Origin of the sequence: Halomonas colorata, assembly GCF_014897985.1 — a bacterium.
GTDB lineage: Bacteria > Pseudomonadota > Gammaproteobacteria > Pseudomonadales > Halomonadaceae > Vreelandella > Vreelandella colorata.
Genome location: NZ_JABUZA010000010.1, coordinates 1 through 16,045 on the forward strand (window position 1 = coordinate 1; position 16,045 = coordinate 16,045).

The window sequence follows — 16,045 nt, forward strand, 5'->3', positions numbered from 1 at the left end:
TGATACTTGCTTCTGCATTCTGAAAGCCCCGATAGTTACCAGTGTGCATTATGTTGCACTGACCGATTGAATCTACCTCAGGATTTATAAAGAAGTCAGATTTAGCCATGCGTGGCTGAGCCAGCGGCCTGCACGTAGTAGCTCATCCTCCGTCGCGCCCGCATAGCCCAGCACAAGGCCCGCACGTTGAGGTTGCTTCAGATAATACCGGGATAGCGGGGAGAGCGTAATGCGTGCCTGTTGGGCCAGTTCAACCAGGCGCGCTTCCTGATTTAAATTCTCCAACTCGGCGATCAGGTGCATGCCCGCATGGCCTGAGGAGAGCTTTAACCCGGCGTCAGTAGCAGGGGCCAGTGCACGGCGCAGGCAGGCCTGGCGCTGACGATAGCTCATGCGCATTCGGGCGATATGGCGTGAAAAGTCACCTTTGGCAATGAACTCAGCAAGCGCCGACTGAATGGGATAGTTGCCTTCGCGGTGCAGGCGGGCGTGAGCCAACCGAAACGTATCGGCCAACGCCTCGGGCAGCACGATATAACCTAGTCTAAGGCCTGGGTAGAGCACCTTGCTGAATGTGCCGATATAGATGACGGATGCCTGTTCCGACAAGCCCTGAAGCGACGGCGTGGGCGGCGTGTCGTAGCGAAACTCGCTGTCGTAGTCATCCTCAATGACCCAGGCGCCGTGCCTGGCGGCGTGTTCGAGTAATGCCAAGCGCCGAGGAACCGGCATGGTAACGCCGCTCGGGTATTGGTGGGAGGGCGTGACGTAAATCAACCGCGGCGAAGGCGTATTAGCCGGACAGCACAACGGGTTCAGCCCGTCTTCATCGACTGGCACAGGGACAATGTTCAGTCCCGCTGCCAAAAAACAGGTTTGCGCGCCGCCGTAGCCGGGTTCTTCCATCCATACTGTGTCGCCGCTATCGGTCAGCAGCTGGGCCACCAGTTCGAATGCTTGCTGCGCGCCTTGCGTGATCACAATCTGCTTCGGGCGGCAGCGCACTGCGCGGGAAAGCGTCAGGTAATCACCCAATGCCTCTTTAAGCGCGGGCAAGCCGCCATGCGTTTGATAGGAAAGCCATGCTGTATCGGCCTGGCGATAGTGGCGCCTTAACAGGCGTTGCCACTGCGCGTGGGGGAACAGGTCCAGCCCCGGCACGCCGGGCGCAAACGCTTGATAGTGCTGGCTTAGCGTACCGCAACGATCAATCAGCGCCTGCCCACGTGTTGAGTAGCTAAACGCCGCGTCCAAAAGCGGCTTGGGATGAGCCGGTAGCGTAGGTAGGTTGGCCACATACATGCCTGCGCCCCGCCGAGAAACCACCAGCCCCTCGGCTAGGAGGCGGTCCATTGCTGCTAATACGGTATTACGGCTGATACCCAAGCCGTGAGCCAGATGCCGTGAAGAGGGCAAATGACTCCCGGCGGCCAGTTCGCCGTGTTGAATCCAACGGCGCAGCGCGCTGTAAAGCTGATGTACCAGCGTGGTTGTTCCTTGGGTGCCAATCTGTAGCGCCAAGGCATCAATAAGCCATTCACTCGACGGCGTTCGCTGCTTCACTGGTTCCCTCGCTATTTAATAAACTGGTTCTTCACCAAGAGCCACTATAACGAGAGACTTGCCTATTCCCACCTCTTTTTAAGGACCGCCACTGTGAATAATGTTCGGGCTGCCGTACTTGATGACTTGGACGCGCTTAGCGTGCTGCTGGATGACTATCGCCAGTTTTATCAGCAACAAAGCGACCTAAAGGGCGCTCGCTACTTTTTAAACCAGCGCTTTGGGTTGGGCGACTCGTTCATTCTGGTCAGTGAAGACGCATCGGGGAAAATCAGCGGCTTCGTGCAGCTTTTTCCCGGCTTATCGACGGTAGGCATGAATGCACGGTGGACGTTGAACGATCTTTACGTGCTGCCTGAGTACCGCAGCCAAGGCGTAGGCCGGGCGTTAATGGGCGCCGCCGCCGATTTGGCCCAGGACCACGGCGTCGCAAGACTGGTATTGATGACCCAGGTAGAGAATGAGCGCGCACAACGCCTTTATGAGTCACTTGGCTGGCAGCGTAATACCGCGTTTTATAGCTACCTGCTGGATGTAAGCCAGGAGCGCGTATGACCGAACAACCGGTGTCTTCTGTATTAGCGTTTCCATCCGCTACGCCAGCCGATATGGCCCAAATAATGTACGCAAAACTTTGCCACTATACCGATGCCTGGGATGTGGCCGAAGACCTGGCCAACGGCATCGACGCCATTGTCGTGATCGATACGCGCAGCCTTGAACACTACCGCGCCGGGCATATTCCAGGAGCGATAAGCGTGCCGCATCGAGAAATGACACCCGAGCGATTGGCGGAGCTTGATGCGTCGCGTGTTTATGTAACGTACTGCGATGGAATCGGCTGTAACGGGTCCACCAAAGGCGCGTGGAAGCTTGCCAACGCAGGGCTGAAAGTGAAGGAGCTACTGGGCGGGCTGGATTTTTGGCGTCGTGATGGGCATCCAGTCCAAACCGGTGACTTGCCAGGCAACCTGGCAAAAACGAGTGTTAATACCTGCGGCTGCTAATCGATAGATATGATTTCCTGGCCCAGCATTCACCGGGCCAGGATAGTGCTTACGCGTCGCTAAGCTTGCGGGCGCGGTGCAGGTTTTCCATGGTGTTCAGGCACGCCTGGGCGGCTTCTTTGCCTTTGGCCAGGAAGTGCTGGAAGTAGAAGTCGTGATGAGTGCTGTGCTCATGGAAATGGTGCGGCGTGAGCACCACCGAAATCACCGGCACTTGGGTGTCGAGTTGAACGCGCATCATGCCATCGATGACTGCGTGAGCGACGAAGTCGTGGCGGTAGATGCCGCCATCCACCACAAAGCCTGCGCCGACAATCGCGCCATAGCGGCCGCTTTCAGCCAATACTTTGGCCTGTAGCGGAATTTCATACGCGCCTGAAACGGTAAACGTATCCACTTGGTCTGCAGATAAGCCGTTACGCTCCACTTCCTCAATAAATGCCTGATAGGCCTGGCCGACGATGTCGTTGTGCCAATGGCCCTGAATAAACGCAATGCGCTGGGATGTAGTATGTGAGGAGAGTGCTAAAGGAAAGGTCTGATTCATGGTCATTCTCTTGGATAAGTGGTACCAGAATCAGGGCATTCGGCATCCGCCAATAGGCAAAACGCACGCCTTCCGAATGGAATAACGTCGTTGAGTTGATGCCGTTCTCTTTCATCCGGACTATCACCGTCGGCTTCGGTTTCTCACCGAATCTGCTGACCTCTCACTGGCAAGCCAGTAAGAGCGCTCGCGGGCTTAGGCCGCTTTCATTAGGAAAGGTACCATCACCGCCGGTGGGGACTTTCACCCCGCCCTGAGAACATTGCTGCATAGCAGCCTACCTATCTTACGCCGATTGTGAATGCGCAGCTAGAGGCCAGGTTAAACCTTGTCGAGCACGTTGTTTAATCGACCTGCTCGTGGGGTTCTGAAAGCGTACACACATCGACCCAATCGGCATCTACCAGCTCGGCAAGCCGTTTGGGGCACAGGCGCACGGCGCTATTAGAGGAACCTGCGGCGGGCAGTACTTCGTCATACGCCAAAAGCGACTCATCACAATAAACGGGCACGCTGGTCGCCAGACCAAACGGGCATACGCCGCCTACCGGATGGCTGGTGAGTTCCATTACCGTATCGGCATCCAACATTTTGGCTTTGCCATCGAAAACATTGCGAATTTTGCCGTTATCGATACGGGTGTTACCGGCGGCCACGATCAAAAAGGGGTTCTCGCCCACTTTGAAAGCAAGCGTCTTGGCGATTTGTCCGGGCTCAACCCCATGGGCTTTCGCTGCCAGGGACACGGTCGCCGTGCTCTCCTCCAGCTCGATAATTTCGATATCAGGGGCATGTTCTGCTAAAAAACTGCGAGCGGTTAATAGGCTCATTATCGGCTCCTTAGACGGTGTAGTTGTAGGTTAACGTGCTTTGTCCAAGTCAGCCAATCCAGGTGCCCGCGTTAGCGGGCATTGCGCTTCTATTGCCTCAAGCGTAGTGATTGTGTCTTTTCAGCTTCCGCTTTAGTGTTAGTGACGTGTCTCCCTGATAACAACAATGAGGCGTCCCATGATGACTGGAGCAAATAAAGAGATGAGTGAGCCCGATAAACAACAGAACGAAAGCCGTCGGGTAAGTCATCCGGTCAGCCGCTTTCACATTCCTGCCCTGAATGAGCTGCCCGCCGATATTCGTGAACGCATTGAAGGCGTACAGGAGAAAGCCGGGTTTATTCCCAACGTCTTTCTTACTCTGGCGCACCGCCCTGATGAGTTTCGGGCTTTTTTTGCGTATCACGATGCGTTGATGGAAAAAACGGGCAACTTGACGCTCGCTGAGCGGGAAATGATTGTCGTTGCGACCAGCGCTGCCAATCAGTGCCAGTACTGTGTGATTGCGCATGGCGCTATTTTACGTATTCGCGCTAAAAATCCGCTGGTGGCGGATCAGGTGGCGCTTAATTACCGCAAAGCGGATATTTCAGCCCGACAAAAGGCCATGCTGGATTTTGCTCTGAAAGTAACTGATCAAGCCTACGCCGTAGGCGAAGACGACTTTACTGCCTTGGCGGAGCATGGCTTCGATGAAGAGGATCTGTGGGATATTGCCGCGATTACAGCTTTCTTCGGTATGTCTAACCGGATGGCCAATGTCACCAATATGCGCGCAAACGATGAATTCTATACCCTGGGACGTTAATGCTTAATGAAAAAGCCCCTGGCCGCATAGCGGTGCAGGGGCATACGTTCACAGCGTAATAGGACTTATAGCGCGTCGACGACCTCGTCGATCTGAAGTTTCAGGCTTTGCAGACCACCACCCGACAGGTACCAAAGTGCGGGCGTTAGCACTACCAGGCGAGTCTCTGACGCGCCTGCATCCGATAACGCCTGCTCTAGCGCTTGTGTATCGGCAGCATCGTTACCGATGGCTGCGCTACGATCCACTACGAGCAGTACATCGGGATTGATTTCACCAATGGCTTCCATGGTGAGTGGTGTAAATGTGCGGTTGCCGCGCTGTACGCTGGTGACGCTGTCCGGCATTTCCAGTTTTTTGATACCCAGCACATCGTGCACGACCGGATGCGTATTTAGGCCCAGATTGCCATCGTTATGGGTCACAACCAGTACGCGTAATGCTTCATCCAACGCCTCGCGCTGACGTTCAATATCGGCATGCAGCGCTTCAAGAGCTTCTTCGGCGCGCTCTTCAGCCTCTACTTTGCTGGCGATCTGACGTACGTTGTCATCAAAGGCAGCCAGGTAATCGTCACCTTGTAAGCTGGTATTCATCAGCGGTGCAATCTCTTCAAATTCAGCTTCCCAGTCACCCTGGCGGCCAGTGTAAAGGATAAGGGTTGGCTCGCTTTGCGCGACAGCTTCAAGATTAGGGTCGCGCAGGCCGCCAAGGTCGGTATAAGCATCAGCGTTATATTTTGAAAGGTAATCAGGCAGTACTTGCTTGGGAATACCGACTACCTGCTCGCTAGCGCCGAGTGCATCAAGCGTATCCAAGCTGCCTAAATCGAAGGTGGCGATACGCTCCTGAGCATGAGCAATGGAGCTAACAGCGGTGAAAATCAGCGATGCAGCAAGAACCTGAGACTTCATGGATATTCCTTTTATGAGAAGATGTTTTATATGAGATATGTTCTCATAGTCTCAAGGAAGCCCTGCTTTGTCTTTATCTACATGAGGAACAGCGCGTTGCGAAATTTGATACGCCGCTGAAGTGAAAAATAAAATGAATATAAAAAAATTAAAATAAAAAGCTTAATTTTAATCAATGAGGCCTGTGTCACTCCAGGGTAAAGGAGATTGCCTTGCTTGCCGGTGTGTTAGGTAGATGCGCTATTTTTATGAGATGACTCTCAATAAGCTAATGCCGGTGGGGTTAACGAAGTCATATGGCCTTTTAGCGAGGGCTTGCTTATAGGTAGTCTTTTTTTGTTATTTAATAATTAAGAGTTATTGCGTTATCGTTTTTAAAACTCATATCGAGACATTTAAAATGCTACTTATTGGTTGTTTTTAGTTATATCTAAGTTTTAAATTTTGCGTTGACGTAATGTGATTCAGAGTGTTTATTGGAAGGAGCAATGCTTCTCAATAGTTATATTAGATGATTTTTATTTAAATAAATGATATCTATTGGAAAAAAACGATACTCAGATGAATCAAGCCACTTTATTATTGTCAGTCGTGATGAGCTGTATGGTTTTTATTTTTCCTATGAATAATTTAATTAACCAGTTAACAGGATAAGAACTGGTGTCGTTAGTTTATGGCTGGCTGTGGCCATATATTAATTATACCTTCTTTTTAATGTTGACTAAGGTCGATGCACTATGCCCGTTTTGAATGCATTGGTTCAGTATGATGAAGATAAAGGGCGCGAAAGAATATCTTATACCTCCTTTCGTCGTCAGCGCCGCAATGTTTACATTTTATATATTCTTGCTTCGCTGTTGCTGTGCAGCCTCTTTGCTTGGTTACTTTACGAGCAGCGTCTGCAAGAACTCAATTCCGTAGAGTCTCACAGCGCTGCCCGGTCAAGCATTATCAGCGAGTGGGTGAAAAGTGTCTTCTCACAAAGTAATCAGGCGCTTTTAAGTGTTGATGAACTCGCTGATCTTCAGGGGATGCCCATTGAAGCCACAGCAGGACAAATGGTAAAAGCGCTAAATGATCGGCGTCACTATGCACCGTTAGTCCAAGGGATTAGTTTGCTTGATACTCAGGGTACTGTACTTGCCAGCAGTGGCAATAACCGTTATGAGGGGATTAATTTAAGTGATAGTGATTTCTTTAAGATCTTAAGCAATCCTGATAATAGTCGTCAGGAAGACGTAGTCACTCCGCTTCAATGGACGGGGGAGGAGCCTGCGTACGTACTTTATCATGCACGACGCTTAACCGATCAAACGGGCTCCTTTATGGGCGTAGCGGTGGCGAGCGTAGCCCCTCAAATATTTGCAGATACCATTAACCAAATGCAAATAGAGGCCGGTGAAAGTATCGCCTTGATTGACCCAACGCTTAGGTTAATCGCCAGGAACCCTGGCCTAGATGAGCACACGCAAATAGGGGCGCAGCTAGATGGACCCACCGTGCAACGTATTGTGGATAGCGGTCAATTGCTCTGGTCAAACACCATGTGGTCTTCTTTGGATAATCGAGAGCGTTTTTTTTGGATACAGAAAGTCCAGGGTTATCCGTTGTGGATAGTGGTCGGCATGGATATGGAACAGATTCTGGCACAGTGGTATCAGCGATTAGCTATTTTAGTTGGCATCTGGGCCTGCATTGTCGTACTCGGAGCTTGGGGAGTACATCATTACGTCAATCGGCTAAAACTCGCCTTGTTATTACAGTATCGCCTTCAGGAGCTTGAACAGGCACGCGCTCGAGCTCAAGCAGGAGAAGCCCATCTTCAGGCACTTATTGACTCTATTCAGGATCTGATTTTTGTTTTTAACACGCAAGATCGGATTACCTATATGCATGTATTGCATAATGAAATGACAATAAAGGGCGACACTGGCTTGATCGGGAAACACTATAACGAGATTCTTTCGCCTGATTTAACCAAACGCTTTAATGCTGTGTTCGAGCAGGTAAAGTGGCATCGCAAAGCCGTCACTATTGAATATCCGCTGATGGTGCTCAATGGAGAACTGTTTTTTCAGGCAGTGGTAAGCCCTCTGGTGCGTGCCGATGGCAGCTTCTCGGGTACATTGGTGGTGGCGCGGGATATCACGGAAGCGAAAAAGAGCGAAATAGAACTGAGCATTGCTGCGGCATCGTTTCAAGCCCATTTGGGCATTATTATCACCGATGCCCAAGGCACGATACTTAAAGCAAACCCTACGTTCACCCAAATTACCGGCTATGCCGAAGACGAGGTAATTGGTCATAATCCCGATATGTTTGGCGTGAGGCACCATGGGCCTAGCTTCTACCATCAGTTATGGCGCAGCGTAAAAAAATATGGGCGCTGGGAAGGTGAAGTGTGGAGTCAGCGTAAAAACGGTGATGTATTCCCCGAATGGTTGGCGATTAGTTCAATTAGTAATGCTGATAACCAATTGACCCATTACGTGGCGACCATCGTAGATATCAGTGAGCGTAAAGCGGCCGAACAGGAAATCCATCAGCTGGCATTTTTTGATTCTGTCACGGGACTTGCGAACCGTCGGCTGTTTATGGACCGCTTGGAGGTTGCGCTTAAAGAGGTGGTTCGCCACCGCAGCTATGGGGCGCTGCTGTTTATCGATATTGACCATTTTAAGCAAATTAACGATGTTTTGGGCCATCCCATCGGTGATCATCTGCTTAAGGGGGTCGCGCGTCAGCTCAGCCAACAGCTGCGTGAAAGCGATACACTGGCGCGATTGGGCGGAGACGAATTTGCGGTACTGATACAGTCCCTGGATAACGACCCGGTCAAAGCCGCACAGCTTGCAGAGCGCATAGCCCATAAGCTGATGGCAACAATACGGCGTACCAGTACGCTGATCGATCACTCCATCAGCGTGAGCGCCAGCATAGGCATTACGCTTTTAAGCCACTCGCCAACCGGGCAAGATGAGTACCTTCAGCAGGCTGATATGGCGCTCTTTCAGGCGAAGGCGAAGGGGCGCGACACGCTGTGCTTTTTTGACCCCGTGATGCAGGCCGCCCTGTTGGCCTCAATTCATTTGGAGCGCGATTTACGCCAAGCGCTAGTACTTCATCAATGGCAGCTTTACTACCAACTCCAGGTCGATATCAATGGGAATGCCATTGGTGCTGAGGCGCTGTTACGTTGGCAGCATCCAGAGCGTGGTCTCGTCTCTCCAGAAGAGTTTATTCCTTTGTTAGAGAGTACCGGCCTGATCAGTGAAGTAGGCGCATGGGTGCTAGAAAAAGCCTGTTACCAGTTGGCGCTTTGGGCGCAGAATGACCAGCTGTGTCATTTGACCATGTCGGTTAATATTAGCCCGCTGCAGTTTCACGATATTGAATTTATCCCCCATGTTAAGGCTATTTTTAACCGCTCCAAGGCCCCGCTTGAACGCTTAAAGCTTGAAGTGACGGAGTCGCTCTTTTTAGAGCCAGATGACAACGCGCACGATAAAATGCTTAGTTTAAAAGCGCTGGGCGTGCGCTTCTCACTGGACGATTTTGGCACTGGCTACTCATCACTTGCCTATTTGGCGCAGCTGCCATTGGATCAGCTCAAGATCGACCAAACTTTTGTGCAGCAGGTGCTGACCAGTAGCGCTAACGCGGCGATTGTCGAGAGTACTATCGTACTGGCGGAAAGCCTTGATCTGGAGATTATTGCCGAAGGGGTAGAAACCCGAGCACAGCAGGCATGGCTATTGGCCCATGGCTGCTGTGCTTACCAGGGTTACCTGTTTGGTCGTCCTGTTACGCTTGAAGAATTCGAAGCGCAGCTTGCTGCTGCATAATTCTAACTATTTTTATGCAGTTCTAACTATCTTGATGCACTGCCGAGGCGCCAAGCTGTGTCGCGAGTGTCTGGATATTCGGCACGGCGTTACCAAAGGCTTCAGGAATAATCACTTCCAGGCGAGAGTCCTGGCGCCAGGTGCTGCTGTCTATTTCCAGCGCGCCATCGGCACGGTTAAGCCGCTGCCAGCCGCTAGAGGTATGAAAAACCCCTTTGATCCGCGCCTGTCGGGGTAACTCTCCCAGGCAATGCGCTAAGTGATCGATATCAAAACACTCGTTCGGGTGCCAGCGTAAGCCCAGGCTTATATAGCCAAGAGCAGTGCCGGTTTCCTGCTGCGGCGCGCCCTTGGCCGGTGGAAAATCAAAAAAACCACCGTCAAGACTGGGCGGGGCAATAAGTGTGCGGTGCGCTTCAGGCATGGCTAACTCATGTGCATCACTTTGGCCACTGCCCGTTAAGCGCTCCAGCGGCAGGCTGCCGTTAGCGATCTGTTCAATCCATTTGCGTGGCGGCCAGAGCGCTTCAACAAACTGCTGGGCAGCTTGTTGCTGTTGGCTTGTGCACTGATCAAACATGGTAAGCGCCACGGCATCCGCTATGGCCAGCTGATCTTGAAACGTTTCGTGCGTTCGTGCACGCGGGTCGTCCAGGCGGCGAGGGTCTAACGTGGCAATAATATCGTGTACCTCGACCACATCATGGAAAGCTTCGCCACGTAACAGGTCGAGTAACCCCGCCGGATGACCGAGCCCCGAGGGTTCAATAATCACGCGGTCAGGTTTACTTCGTGCGAGCAGATTCACCAACGCCGCCTGGAGTACAAAGGCAAGCTGACAGCACAGGCAGCCACCGGGCAGGCCTTTGATAACGACATCGTCGCGCTGATCAAACATGGCCTGATCAATGCCAATTTGGCCAAACTCATTGACTAGAATGGCCCACTTTTCATCCGCCGGTTTTTGCTCAATCAGGCTGTGAATAAGCGTGGTTTTGCCACTGCCTAAAAAGCCGGTAATGATATGCACCGGCACTTTTTTTGACGCTGCCACGCGTTAACCTCCGGTCATATTCATAAAGCGCACGACCTGAACGTCACCGTCGGTCGTGAAGTGGTGGCGCTCTGGTTTAAGCGGTAGCGCGTTGACTATAGCTTCTTTGAGCCGCGCTATATCACCGGGGTAGCGGCGCATTACTGCGCGCAAATCGACCGAATGCTCATTGCCTAAACAGAGCAGAAGGCGGCCTTCAACGGTGACCCGGACACGGTTGCAGGTGTCGCAAAAATTGTGGCTGTGCGGGGAAATAAAGCCAACCCGGCTGTTGCTATCGGCCATTTTAAAATAGCGCGATGGGCCTGGGGTGGTTTCAGTCGTAGGCGTTAAGGCGTAACGCTTTTCAATCAGCGCTTGAACGTCATCACTTGAATAAAAAGTTTCCGCCCGGGAGTGGTCGGACACGTCGCCCAGCGGCATTTCTTCAATGAAGCTGATATCCAGCCCTTCATTACGCGCAAAATCGACCAGATCCAGCACTTCATCGTCATTGCGGCCTTTGAGAATGACTGCGTTCAGCTTGATGCGCGTAAATCCGGCTTCCTGAGCGGCGTGAATACCGTCAATCACACGCGCTAAATCCCCGGTGCGGGTGAGCTTCTTAAAGCGTTCAGGATCAAGCGAGTCAAGGCTGATATTGAGGCGACGCAGCCCGCTGGCATAAAGCCTGCTGGCATGTTTGCGAAGGCTGGCGCCATTGGTCGTCATTGTGAAGTCGTTAAGCCCTGGGAGCGCGCCTATTTCGTCCACAAGCTGCTCGATACCGCGGCGCACCAGGGGTTCGCCACCGGTCAGGCGGATTTTTTCCACGCCCAGCTCGGTAAACGCGCGGGCAATCTGGCTGATCTCCTCAAGCGTTAGCACCTGCGCACGCGGGAGAAAGGTCATTTCTTCACTCATGCAGTACACGCAGCGGAAATCGCAGCGGTCGGTCACCGAGATGCGGACATAGCTAACCCGGCGACCAAAGTCATCAATTAGTTGCTCGGTCATTGCCATCTCAAAAGTGGTTGAATGCAGACGATCTCGCCAGCTTGCGCACCGTCCTGATCCGCGGGTAGTTCGATCAGACAGTTAGCGGCGACCATCGAACTTAAAATGCCTGACCCCTGAGCACCGGTGGTGCGTACATGGAGCACACCCTGTGTATCGCTATGATAAACGCCGCGCAAAAAATCGGTGCGCTGGTAGCGGCTTTTAAGCACTTCATCAGCGACAGCGTATAGCCTAGGGGGCGGGGTAATGGCCAATGCCTGCAGGTGGTGTAATAGGGGGACTACAAACTGGTAAAAGGTTACCATGACAGCCACCGGATTACCGGGCAAGCCCATAAAGGGCGTGCGCGACTCGCCCAGCCAGCCACAGGCCAGGGGGCGCCCTGGGCGTAACGCTACCCGCCAGAAAGCCAGCTGCCCCAGTTGTTCAAGCGCTGCCCGGGTAAAATCAGCCTGGCCCGCCGATACGCCGCCACTGGTCAATACCAGGTCGCTCACTTGGGCGGCCTCTGAGAGTGCCGCCTGTATCGCCTGCGGGTTATCCGGAAGAATGCCTAGATCGATAACCTTTGCATTCTGCTCGGTTAATAAGCCCATCAGGGTAAATCGATTGGCATCATAAATGCTGGCGCTTTCGAGCGGCTCGCCAGGAGCCGTGACCTCATCGCCCGTGGAAAACAGCGCAACGGTTGGCTGCTTGATGACCGCGATACTGGCCACCCCTAGTGAGGCGAGCAGACCCATCGCGGGGGCATCCAAACGTTTTCCCTTAGCCAGCGCCATGCTGCCTGCCGCAATATCTTCCCCTGCCATGCGCACGTTCTGGCCACGCTTAACACGCTCAGGCGTATTGATTGTAAGGTGCTGGGCATGCTCGGTGAGCTGCTCGCCCATGATAACCGTGTCGGTACCCAGCGGTAGTGGGGCACCGGTGGTGATATGCACGCAGGCCCCAGGCGGTACGTGTGTGTCAAAAGCGCGCCCGGCGAGCGAGCTGCCGATAAGCGGCCATTGATGTTGAGGCGTATCGGGCCAGGCAAGTGCTACGCCATCCATCGCGGCATTGGTATTTTGCGGGACGTTAATTGGCGCTATAACGTCCTGTGCCAAGCGCCGCCCGTGGGCCTGACTTAAATCGATAACTTCACTGGGCAGGGGCCTTTCAATCAGCGCGGACAGCGCTTGGCGAGCCTCTTCCACACTTAACATGTGTTCGCCAAGCTCAAAGCAGGAGAGCGTCACAATGCCCCCTTGGGCGCCATCAGCTGCGCTTCCAGGCGAATTTTATCTTCTTGCGTATTCAGATTGGTAAAGGCATTTGGGCAGTCAGACATATCCACCTGGCTAAGTGCATGGCGTTTATACCACTGTTGGACTTTACGCTCGCCGCTTTTAAGCGCCATATGTAGATCATCAGCAAGCGCTGTGCGTATTAAGGCAACGGTTGGGTGAAGACGCTGGCCATCGAACGCCACTGCGATATCGGCGTTTTGGAGGCCTGCCAGCATTCTTGCGACCACGTTATCTGGAAGCAGAGGCGTATCGCAAGGAGCTATTAGAAGCCACGGCGTACTTGCAGCACACAGTCCGCTATAAATGCCCATTAACGGGCCGTGAAAGCCGGCTTCTACATCGCTGATCACGCGGCCAAATAGGCGGTAGGCATCAATATTGCGGTTAGCGCTAATCAGCAGTTCAGCGACTTGTCCTTCAAGCTTGGCGGCCGTATGGGCAAATAGGGGCAGCCCTGCAAAGGGCTCCAGGCCCTTATCGCGCCCGCCCATGCGGCGGCCTTCACCGCCAGCAAGCACCATGCCGGTTAACGCCTGGGTCGTGATCATCGGCATGCCTCCTGTAACAATGGGCGAGGATTAACAAGATTGGTCAATCAGCCGCGCCACTTCTAAGTGTAGATCCCTTATCGCTATGATGGCGGGCAGGGACCTTATTTGTCTATGCGTTAGATAATTGATGGTAAGCACGATGACCCATATCAATCAGCGGGTTCGCCTGCCTAGGTTATCTAAGTGAACAGCGCCGATAAGCGTTGTCTTTTGGTATGCTGCACGAAAGTTACTTTTCATACGGAGAACGCTAATGTCAGATTTTAACGAGCTTGATCAGGGTACCCGCACCGAGCTTGAGGCTGCCGCCTTTCGTCGCTTACTGCGCCATCTGGACGACAACAAGGATGTTCAGAATATCGATCTGATGATCCTGGCGGATTTTTGTCGTAACTGCCTTTCAAAGTGGATGGTAAACGCGGCGGAAGAGCGCGGTAAGTCGCTGGATTATGAAGCCGCCCGTGAATACGTTTACGGCATGCCCTACAGCGAGTGGAAAGAGCACTATCAGGCAAAAGCAACGCCTGAGCAGCTGGCCGCGCTGGAAGCCCGTCAAGCCAAGAAAGAATATCAGGAGTAAGCCTATGGAGCCGATGGTTGCGCTTAAAATAGCCATACTGACCATTTCAGATACGCGTACTGAAGAGAGCGATCGTTCAGGCCAACTGCTGGTCGAGTGTTTGACAGCAGCGGGCCATCAGCTTGCCGATAAGCGCATTGTGCCAGACGATATCTATCAGATTCGTGCGGTCGTGGCCCAGTGGATTGCCGATGCCGAAGTGCAGGTCGTTATTACCACTGGCGGCACCGGCTTTACCGGCCGAGATTCCACGCCGGAAGCCGTATCGGTGCTGCTGGATAAACGCATCGAAGGGTTTGGTGAACGCTTTCGTCAGCTAAGCGGCGATGAGATCGGCAGCTCGACCATTCAAAGCCGATGTCTGGGTGGGTTAGCCAACGCGACCGTACTATTTTGCCTGCCAGGGTCAACCGGTGCCTGCCGTACGGGCTGGGAGAAAATTTTGAAGGAACAGCTGGATAGCCGCCACAAGCCATGTAACTTTGCCAATCTGGTCATCCCTGGCCGAGGTCAGCATGGCTGATTTGCAGTCGATAAGTGCCGCCCTTGAAGCGTTGCTGGCCGGTGTAAACCCTGTTGAGGCTGAAAGCGTGTCGCTTGACGCCGCCGCTGGGCGAGTACTTGCCGCCGATGTGATGGCGACGTTGAACGTGCCGCCCTTTGATAATAGCGCAATGGATGGCTATGCGCTGCGTGCCAGCGATGCCGGCCAGTGGCTGCCGATTAGCCAGCGTATTGCAGCAGGCGCAAAGTCCGCCCCGCTTGCCCCTGGCAGCTGCGCACGGATTTTTACCGGCGGTGAGCTGCCTGAAGGGGCTGACTGTGTGGTGATGCAGGAGCGCGTCAGCGTTGAGGCTGACAAGGCCTTGATACCGGCGAATATCCCGGTGGATGACAACGTGCGCCGCCAAGGGCGTGATGTTCGTCAGGGCGAATGTCTACTCAAGAAGGGGCTACGCTTGGAAGCGGCGGCGCTCGGGCATTTGGCAGGGCAGGGCATCACCCATGTTAGCGTGCGTTCTCGCCCGCGGGTTGCGCTGCTCTCAACCGGCGATGAGATCGTTGACCCGGGCACGCCGTTGGCGCCGGGTCAGATTTATAACTCTAATCGGCCGATGTTAAAGCGTCTGCTTGAGAATTTTGGAGCTGACGTTGTGCGGGTAATGAGCGTGCCGGATGACTACACCCAGACAGTGGCGCTATTAACCCAGGCGGCCGCCGAGGCGGATGTGGTCGTTAGTACCGGGGGCGTAAGCGTAGGCGAAGAGGACCACGTTAAAGCAGCGCTTGAGCAGTTGGGGCAGATGGATTTATGGCGCCTAGCCATACGCCCAGGCAAGCCTTTGGCATTAGGCCGCGTGCCCCGGGACGATGGAAGTGAAGCTCGGTTTATCGGCTTGCCAGGCAATCCGGTATCGGGGTTTGTGGGTGCCTGGCTTTTTTTGCGCCCGCTTATGGGAGTGCTGATGGCCTGTCCCGCGCTTGCTGAGTTACCCGCGCTAACGGCGACGGCAAATTTTGATACATCGACCGGGCCGCGCCAGCACTATATGCGCGTTTCTCTGCGCTTCACGCCCGTGGGCTTAGTGGCCGATGCGTTTGCCGACCAGAACTCCGGTGTGCTGTCGTCGTGTATTGAGGCCGATGCTTTTGCGGTCATTCCGCCTAATGATCAGGTCAGGCAAGGCGATACCGTTAACTGTTTGTGGCTTGCGGTGTAAGCAAGTGTGCATCCAATAGCAGTACAAGCGTTTGCTGCTCAAAAGTAGCCCCGCACAAGGCAGCATGAGGGCGGCGTGCTTTCAAAAGTGGCGGCAAGGGATGTAGTTCGCTGGCTGCAAATGAGTGCAACGTCACCGGATGACTAACGCCTAATTGCCAACTACCCTCGGTGTCGTTAAGCGTGAGCCAGTGAGTGGCGGGCGCAGTATGTTGAAACAGTAGCGCGGCGGCCTCTATATAACGAGAGGCACGAGGCTGGTCTGACATACTCATGACATGGCGGGCTTCCAAGGCCGCCCGGAATGCCCCTGCGCTGAACAACACCATTGGCAC

At 53.5% G+C, this 16,045-nt stretch carries 16 protein-coding genes and 1 riboswitch; of the genes, 7 read left to right on the plus strand and 9 right to left on the minus strand.

The window, feature by feature from the left end:
* Positions 1 to 84: 84 nt before the first annotated feature.
* Positions 85 to 1,563, minus strand: coding sequence for a MocR-like pyridoxine biosynthesis transcription factor PdxR (gene pdxR / locus INT33_RS07255; protein WP_193091512.1), 1,479 nt, complete (start codon positions 1,561 to 1,563; stop codon positions 85 to 87).
* A 93-nt stretch (positions 1,564 to 1,656) separates the two neighbouring features.
* Between pdxR and INT33_RS07260 the strand changes: the two genes are divergently transcribed.
* A complete protein-coding gene (locus tag INT33_RS07260) occupies positions 1,657 to 2,118 on the plus strand; it encodes a GNAT family N-acetyltransferase (protein WP_192536579.1) in 462 nt (153 codons plus the stop codon).
* The gene (locus INT33_RS07265) at positions 2,115 to 2,570 is read left to right on the plus strand and encodes a rhodanese-like domain-containing protein (RefSeq protein WP_192536578.1); all 456 of its coding nucleotides are present in this window, start codon (positions 2,115 to 2,117) and stop codon (positions 2,568 to 2,570) included. The genes INT33_RS07260 and INT33_RS07265 overlap by 4 nt, the downstream gene beginning before the upstream one ends.
* 49 nt (positions 2,571 to 2,619) lie before the next feature.
* On the opposite strand, the gene INT33_RS07270 is transcribed toward INT33_RS07265, so the two are convergent.
* Together INT33_RS07270 and INT33_RS07275 are read right to left on the minus strand one after the other, a co-directional pair.
* Positions 2,620 to 3,117, minus strand: a complete 498-nt coding sequence (locus INT33_RS07270) for a 6,7-dimethyl-8-ribityllumazine synthase (RefSeq protein WP_018917075.1) — start codon at positions 3,115 to 3,117, stop codon at positions 2,620 to 2,622.
* Between the two features lie 99 nt (positions 3,118 to 3,216).
* Positions 3,217 to 3,382: riboswitch (FMN riboswitch) on the minus strand.
* Between the two features lie 79 nt (positions 3,383 to 3,461).
* Positions 3,462 to 3,947 (minus strand): YbaK/EbsC family protein, encoded by a 486-nt coding sequence (locus INT33_RS07275; RefSeq protein WP_192536577.1) that lies wholly within the window; start codon positions 3,945 to 3,947, stop codon positions 3,462 to 3,464.
* A gap of 178 nt (positions 3,948 to 4,125) precedes the next feature.
* Here INT33_RS07275 and INT33_RS07280 point away from each other — a divergent pair, with 178 nt between their 5' ends.
* Positions 4,126 to 4,755 carry a peroxidase-related enzyme gene (locus tag INT33_RS07280; protein ID WP_407648047.1) on the plus strand — a complete coding sequence of 210 codons (630 nt, stop codon included), beginning with the start codon at positions 4,126 to 4,128 and terminating at the stop codon, positions 4,753 to 4,755.
* A 65-nt stretch (positions 4,756 to 4,820) separates the two neighbouring features.
* On the opposite strand, the gene INT33_RS07285 is transcribed toward INT33_RS07280, so the two are convergent.
* Positions 4,821 to 5,669 carry an ABC transporter substrate-binding protein gene (locus INT33_RS07285; protein WP_192536576.1) on the minus strand — a complete coding sequence of 283 codons (849 nt, stop codon included), beginning with the start codon at positions 5,667 to 5,669 and terminating at the stop codon, positions 4,821 to 4,823.
* Between the two features lie 737 nt (positions 5,670 to 6,406).
* On the opposite strand from INT33_RS07285, the gene INT33_RS07290 reads away from it, so the two are divergent.
* Positions 6,407 to 9,514, plus strand: coding sequence for an EAL domain-containing protein (locus tag INT33_RS07290; RefSeq protein WP_193091513.1), 3,108 nt, complete (start codon positions 6,407 to 6,409; stop codon positions 9,512 to 9,514).
* Between the two features lie 22 nt (positions 9,515 to 9,536).
* Here the strand turns inward: INT33_RS07290 and INT33_RS07295 are convergent, their stop codons facing one another.
* Genes INT33_RS07295 through mobA form a run of 4 tightly spaced genes read right to left on the minus strand, consistent with a single transcriptional unit; the run spans position 9,537 to position 13,407 of the window.
* Entirely contained in the window at positions 9,537 to 10,568 is a 1,032-nt protein-coding gene (locus INT33_RS07295; protein ID WP_192536574.1) for a CobW family GTP-binding protein, read from the minus strand.
* Between the two features lie 3 nt (positions 10,569 to 10,571).
* Positions 10,572 to 11,564: a GTP 3',8-cyclase MoaA gene (gene moaA / locus INT33_RS07300; protein ID WP_192536573.1), complete on the minus strand. Its 993-nt coding sequence runs from the start codon at positions 11,562 to 11,564 to the stop codon at positions 10,572 to 10,574.
* Positions 11,561 to 12,808, minus strand: coding sequence for a molybdopterin molybdotransferase MoeA (gene moeA, locus INT33_RS07305; RefSeq protein ID WP_193091514.1), 1,248 nt, complete (start codon positions 12,806 to 12,808; stop codon positions 11,561 to 11,563). Before moeA ends, moaA begins: the two co-directional genes overlap by 4 nt.
* The gene (gene mobA / locus INT33_RS07310) at positions 12,805 to 13,407 is read right to left on the minus strand and encodes a molybdenum cofactor guanylyltransferase MobA (protein WP_192536571.1); all 603 of its coding nucleotides are present in this window, start codon (positions 13,405 to 13,407) and stop codon (positions 12,805 to 12,807) included. Before mobA ends, moeA begins: the two co-directional genes overlap by 4 nt.
* Before the next feature lie 256 nt (positions 13,408 to 13,663).
* Here mobA and INT33_RS07315 point away from each other — a divergent pair, with 256 nt between their 5' ends.
* Genes INT33_RS07315 through INT33_RS07325 form a run of 3 tightly spaced genes read left to right on the plus strand, consistent with a single transcriptional unit; the run spans position 13,664 to position 15,711 of the window.
* On the plus strand, positions 13,664 to 13,990 hold the full coding sequence (locus tag INT33_RS07315; protein WP_192536570.1) for a DUF1244 domain-containing protein: 327 nt from the start codon (positions 13,664 to 13,666) through the stop codon (positions 13,988 to 13,990).
* Positions 13,991 to 13,994: 4 nt separating this feature from the next.
* Positions 13,995 to 14,513: a molybdenum cofactor biosynthesis protein B gene (gene moaB, locus INT33_RS07320; protein WP_192536569.1), complete on the plus strand. Its 519-nt coding sequence runs from the start codon at positions 13,995 to 13,997 to the stop codon at positions 14,511 to 14,513.
* Positions 14,506 to 15,711, plus strand: coding sequence for a molybdopterin molybdotransferase MoeA (locus INT33_RS07325; protein WP_192536568.1), 1,206 nt, complete (start codon positions 14,506 to 14,508; stop codon positions 15,709 to 15,711). The genes moaB and INT33_RS07325 overlap by 8 nt, the downstream gene beginning before the upstream one ends.
* Here the strand turns inward: INT33_RS07325 and INT33_RS07330 are convergent.
* Positions 15,686 to 16,039 carry a hypothetical protein gene (locus INT33_RS07330; protein WP_225735995.1) on the minus strand — a complete coding sequence of 118 codons (354 nt, stop codon included), beginning with the start codon at positions 16,037 to 16,039 and terminating at the stop codon, positions 15,686 to 15,688. The genes INT33_RS07325 and INT33_RS07330 overlap by 26 nt on opposite strands.
* Positions 16,040 to 16,045: the final 6 nt, after the last annotated feature.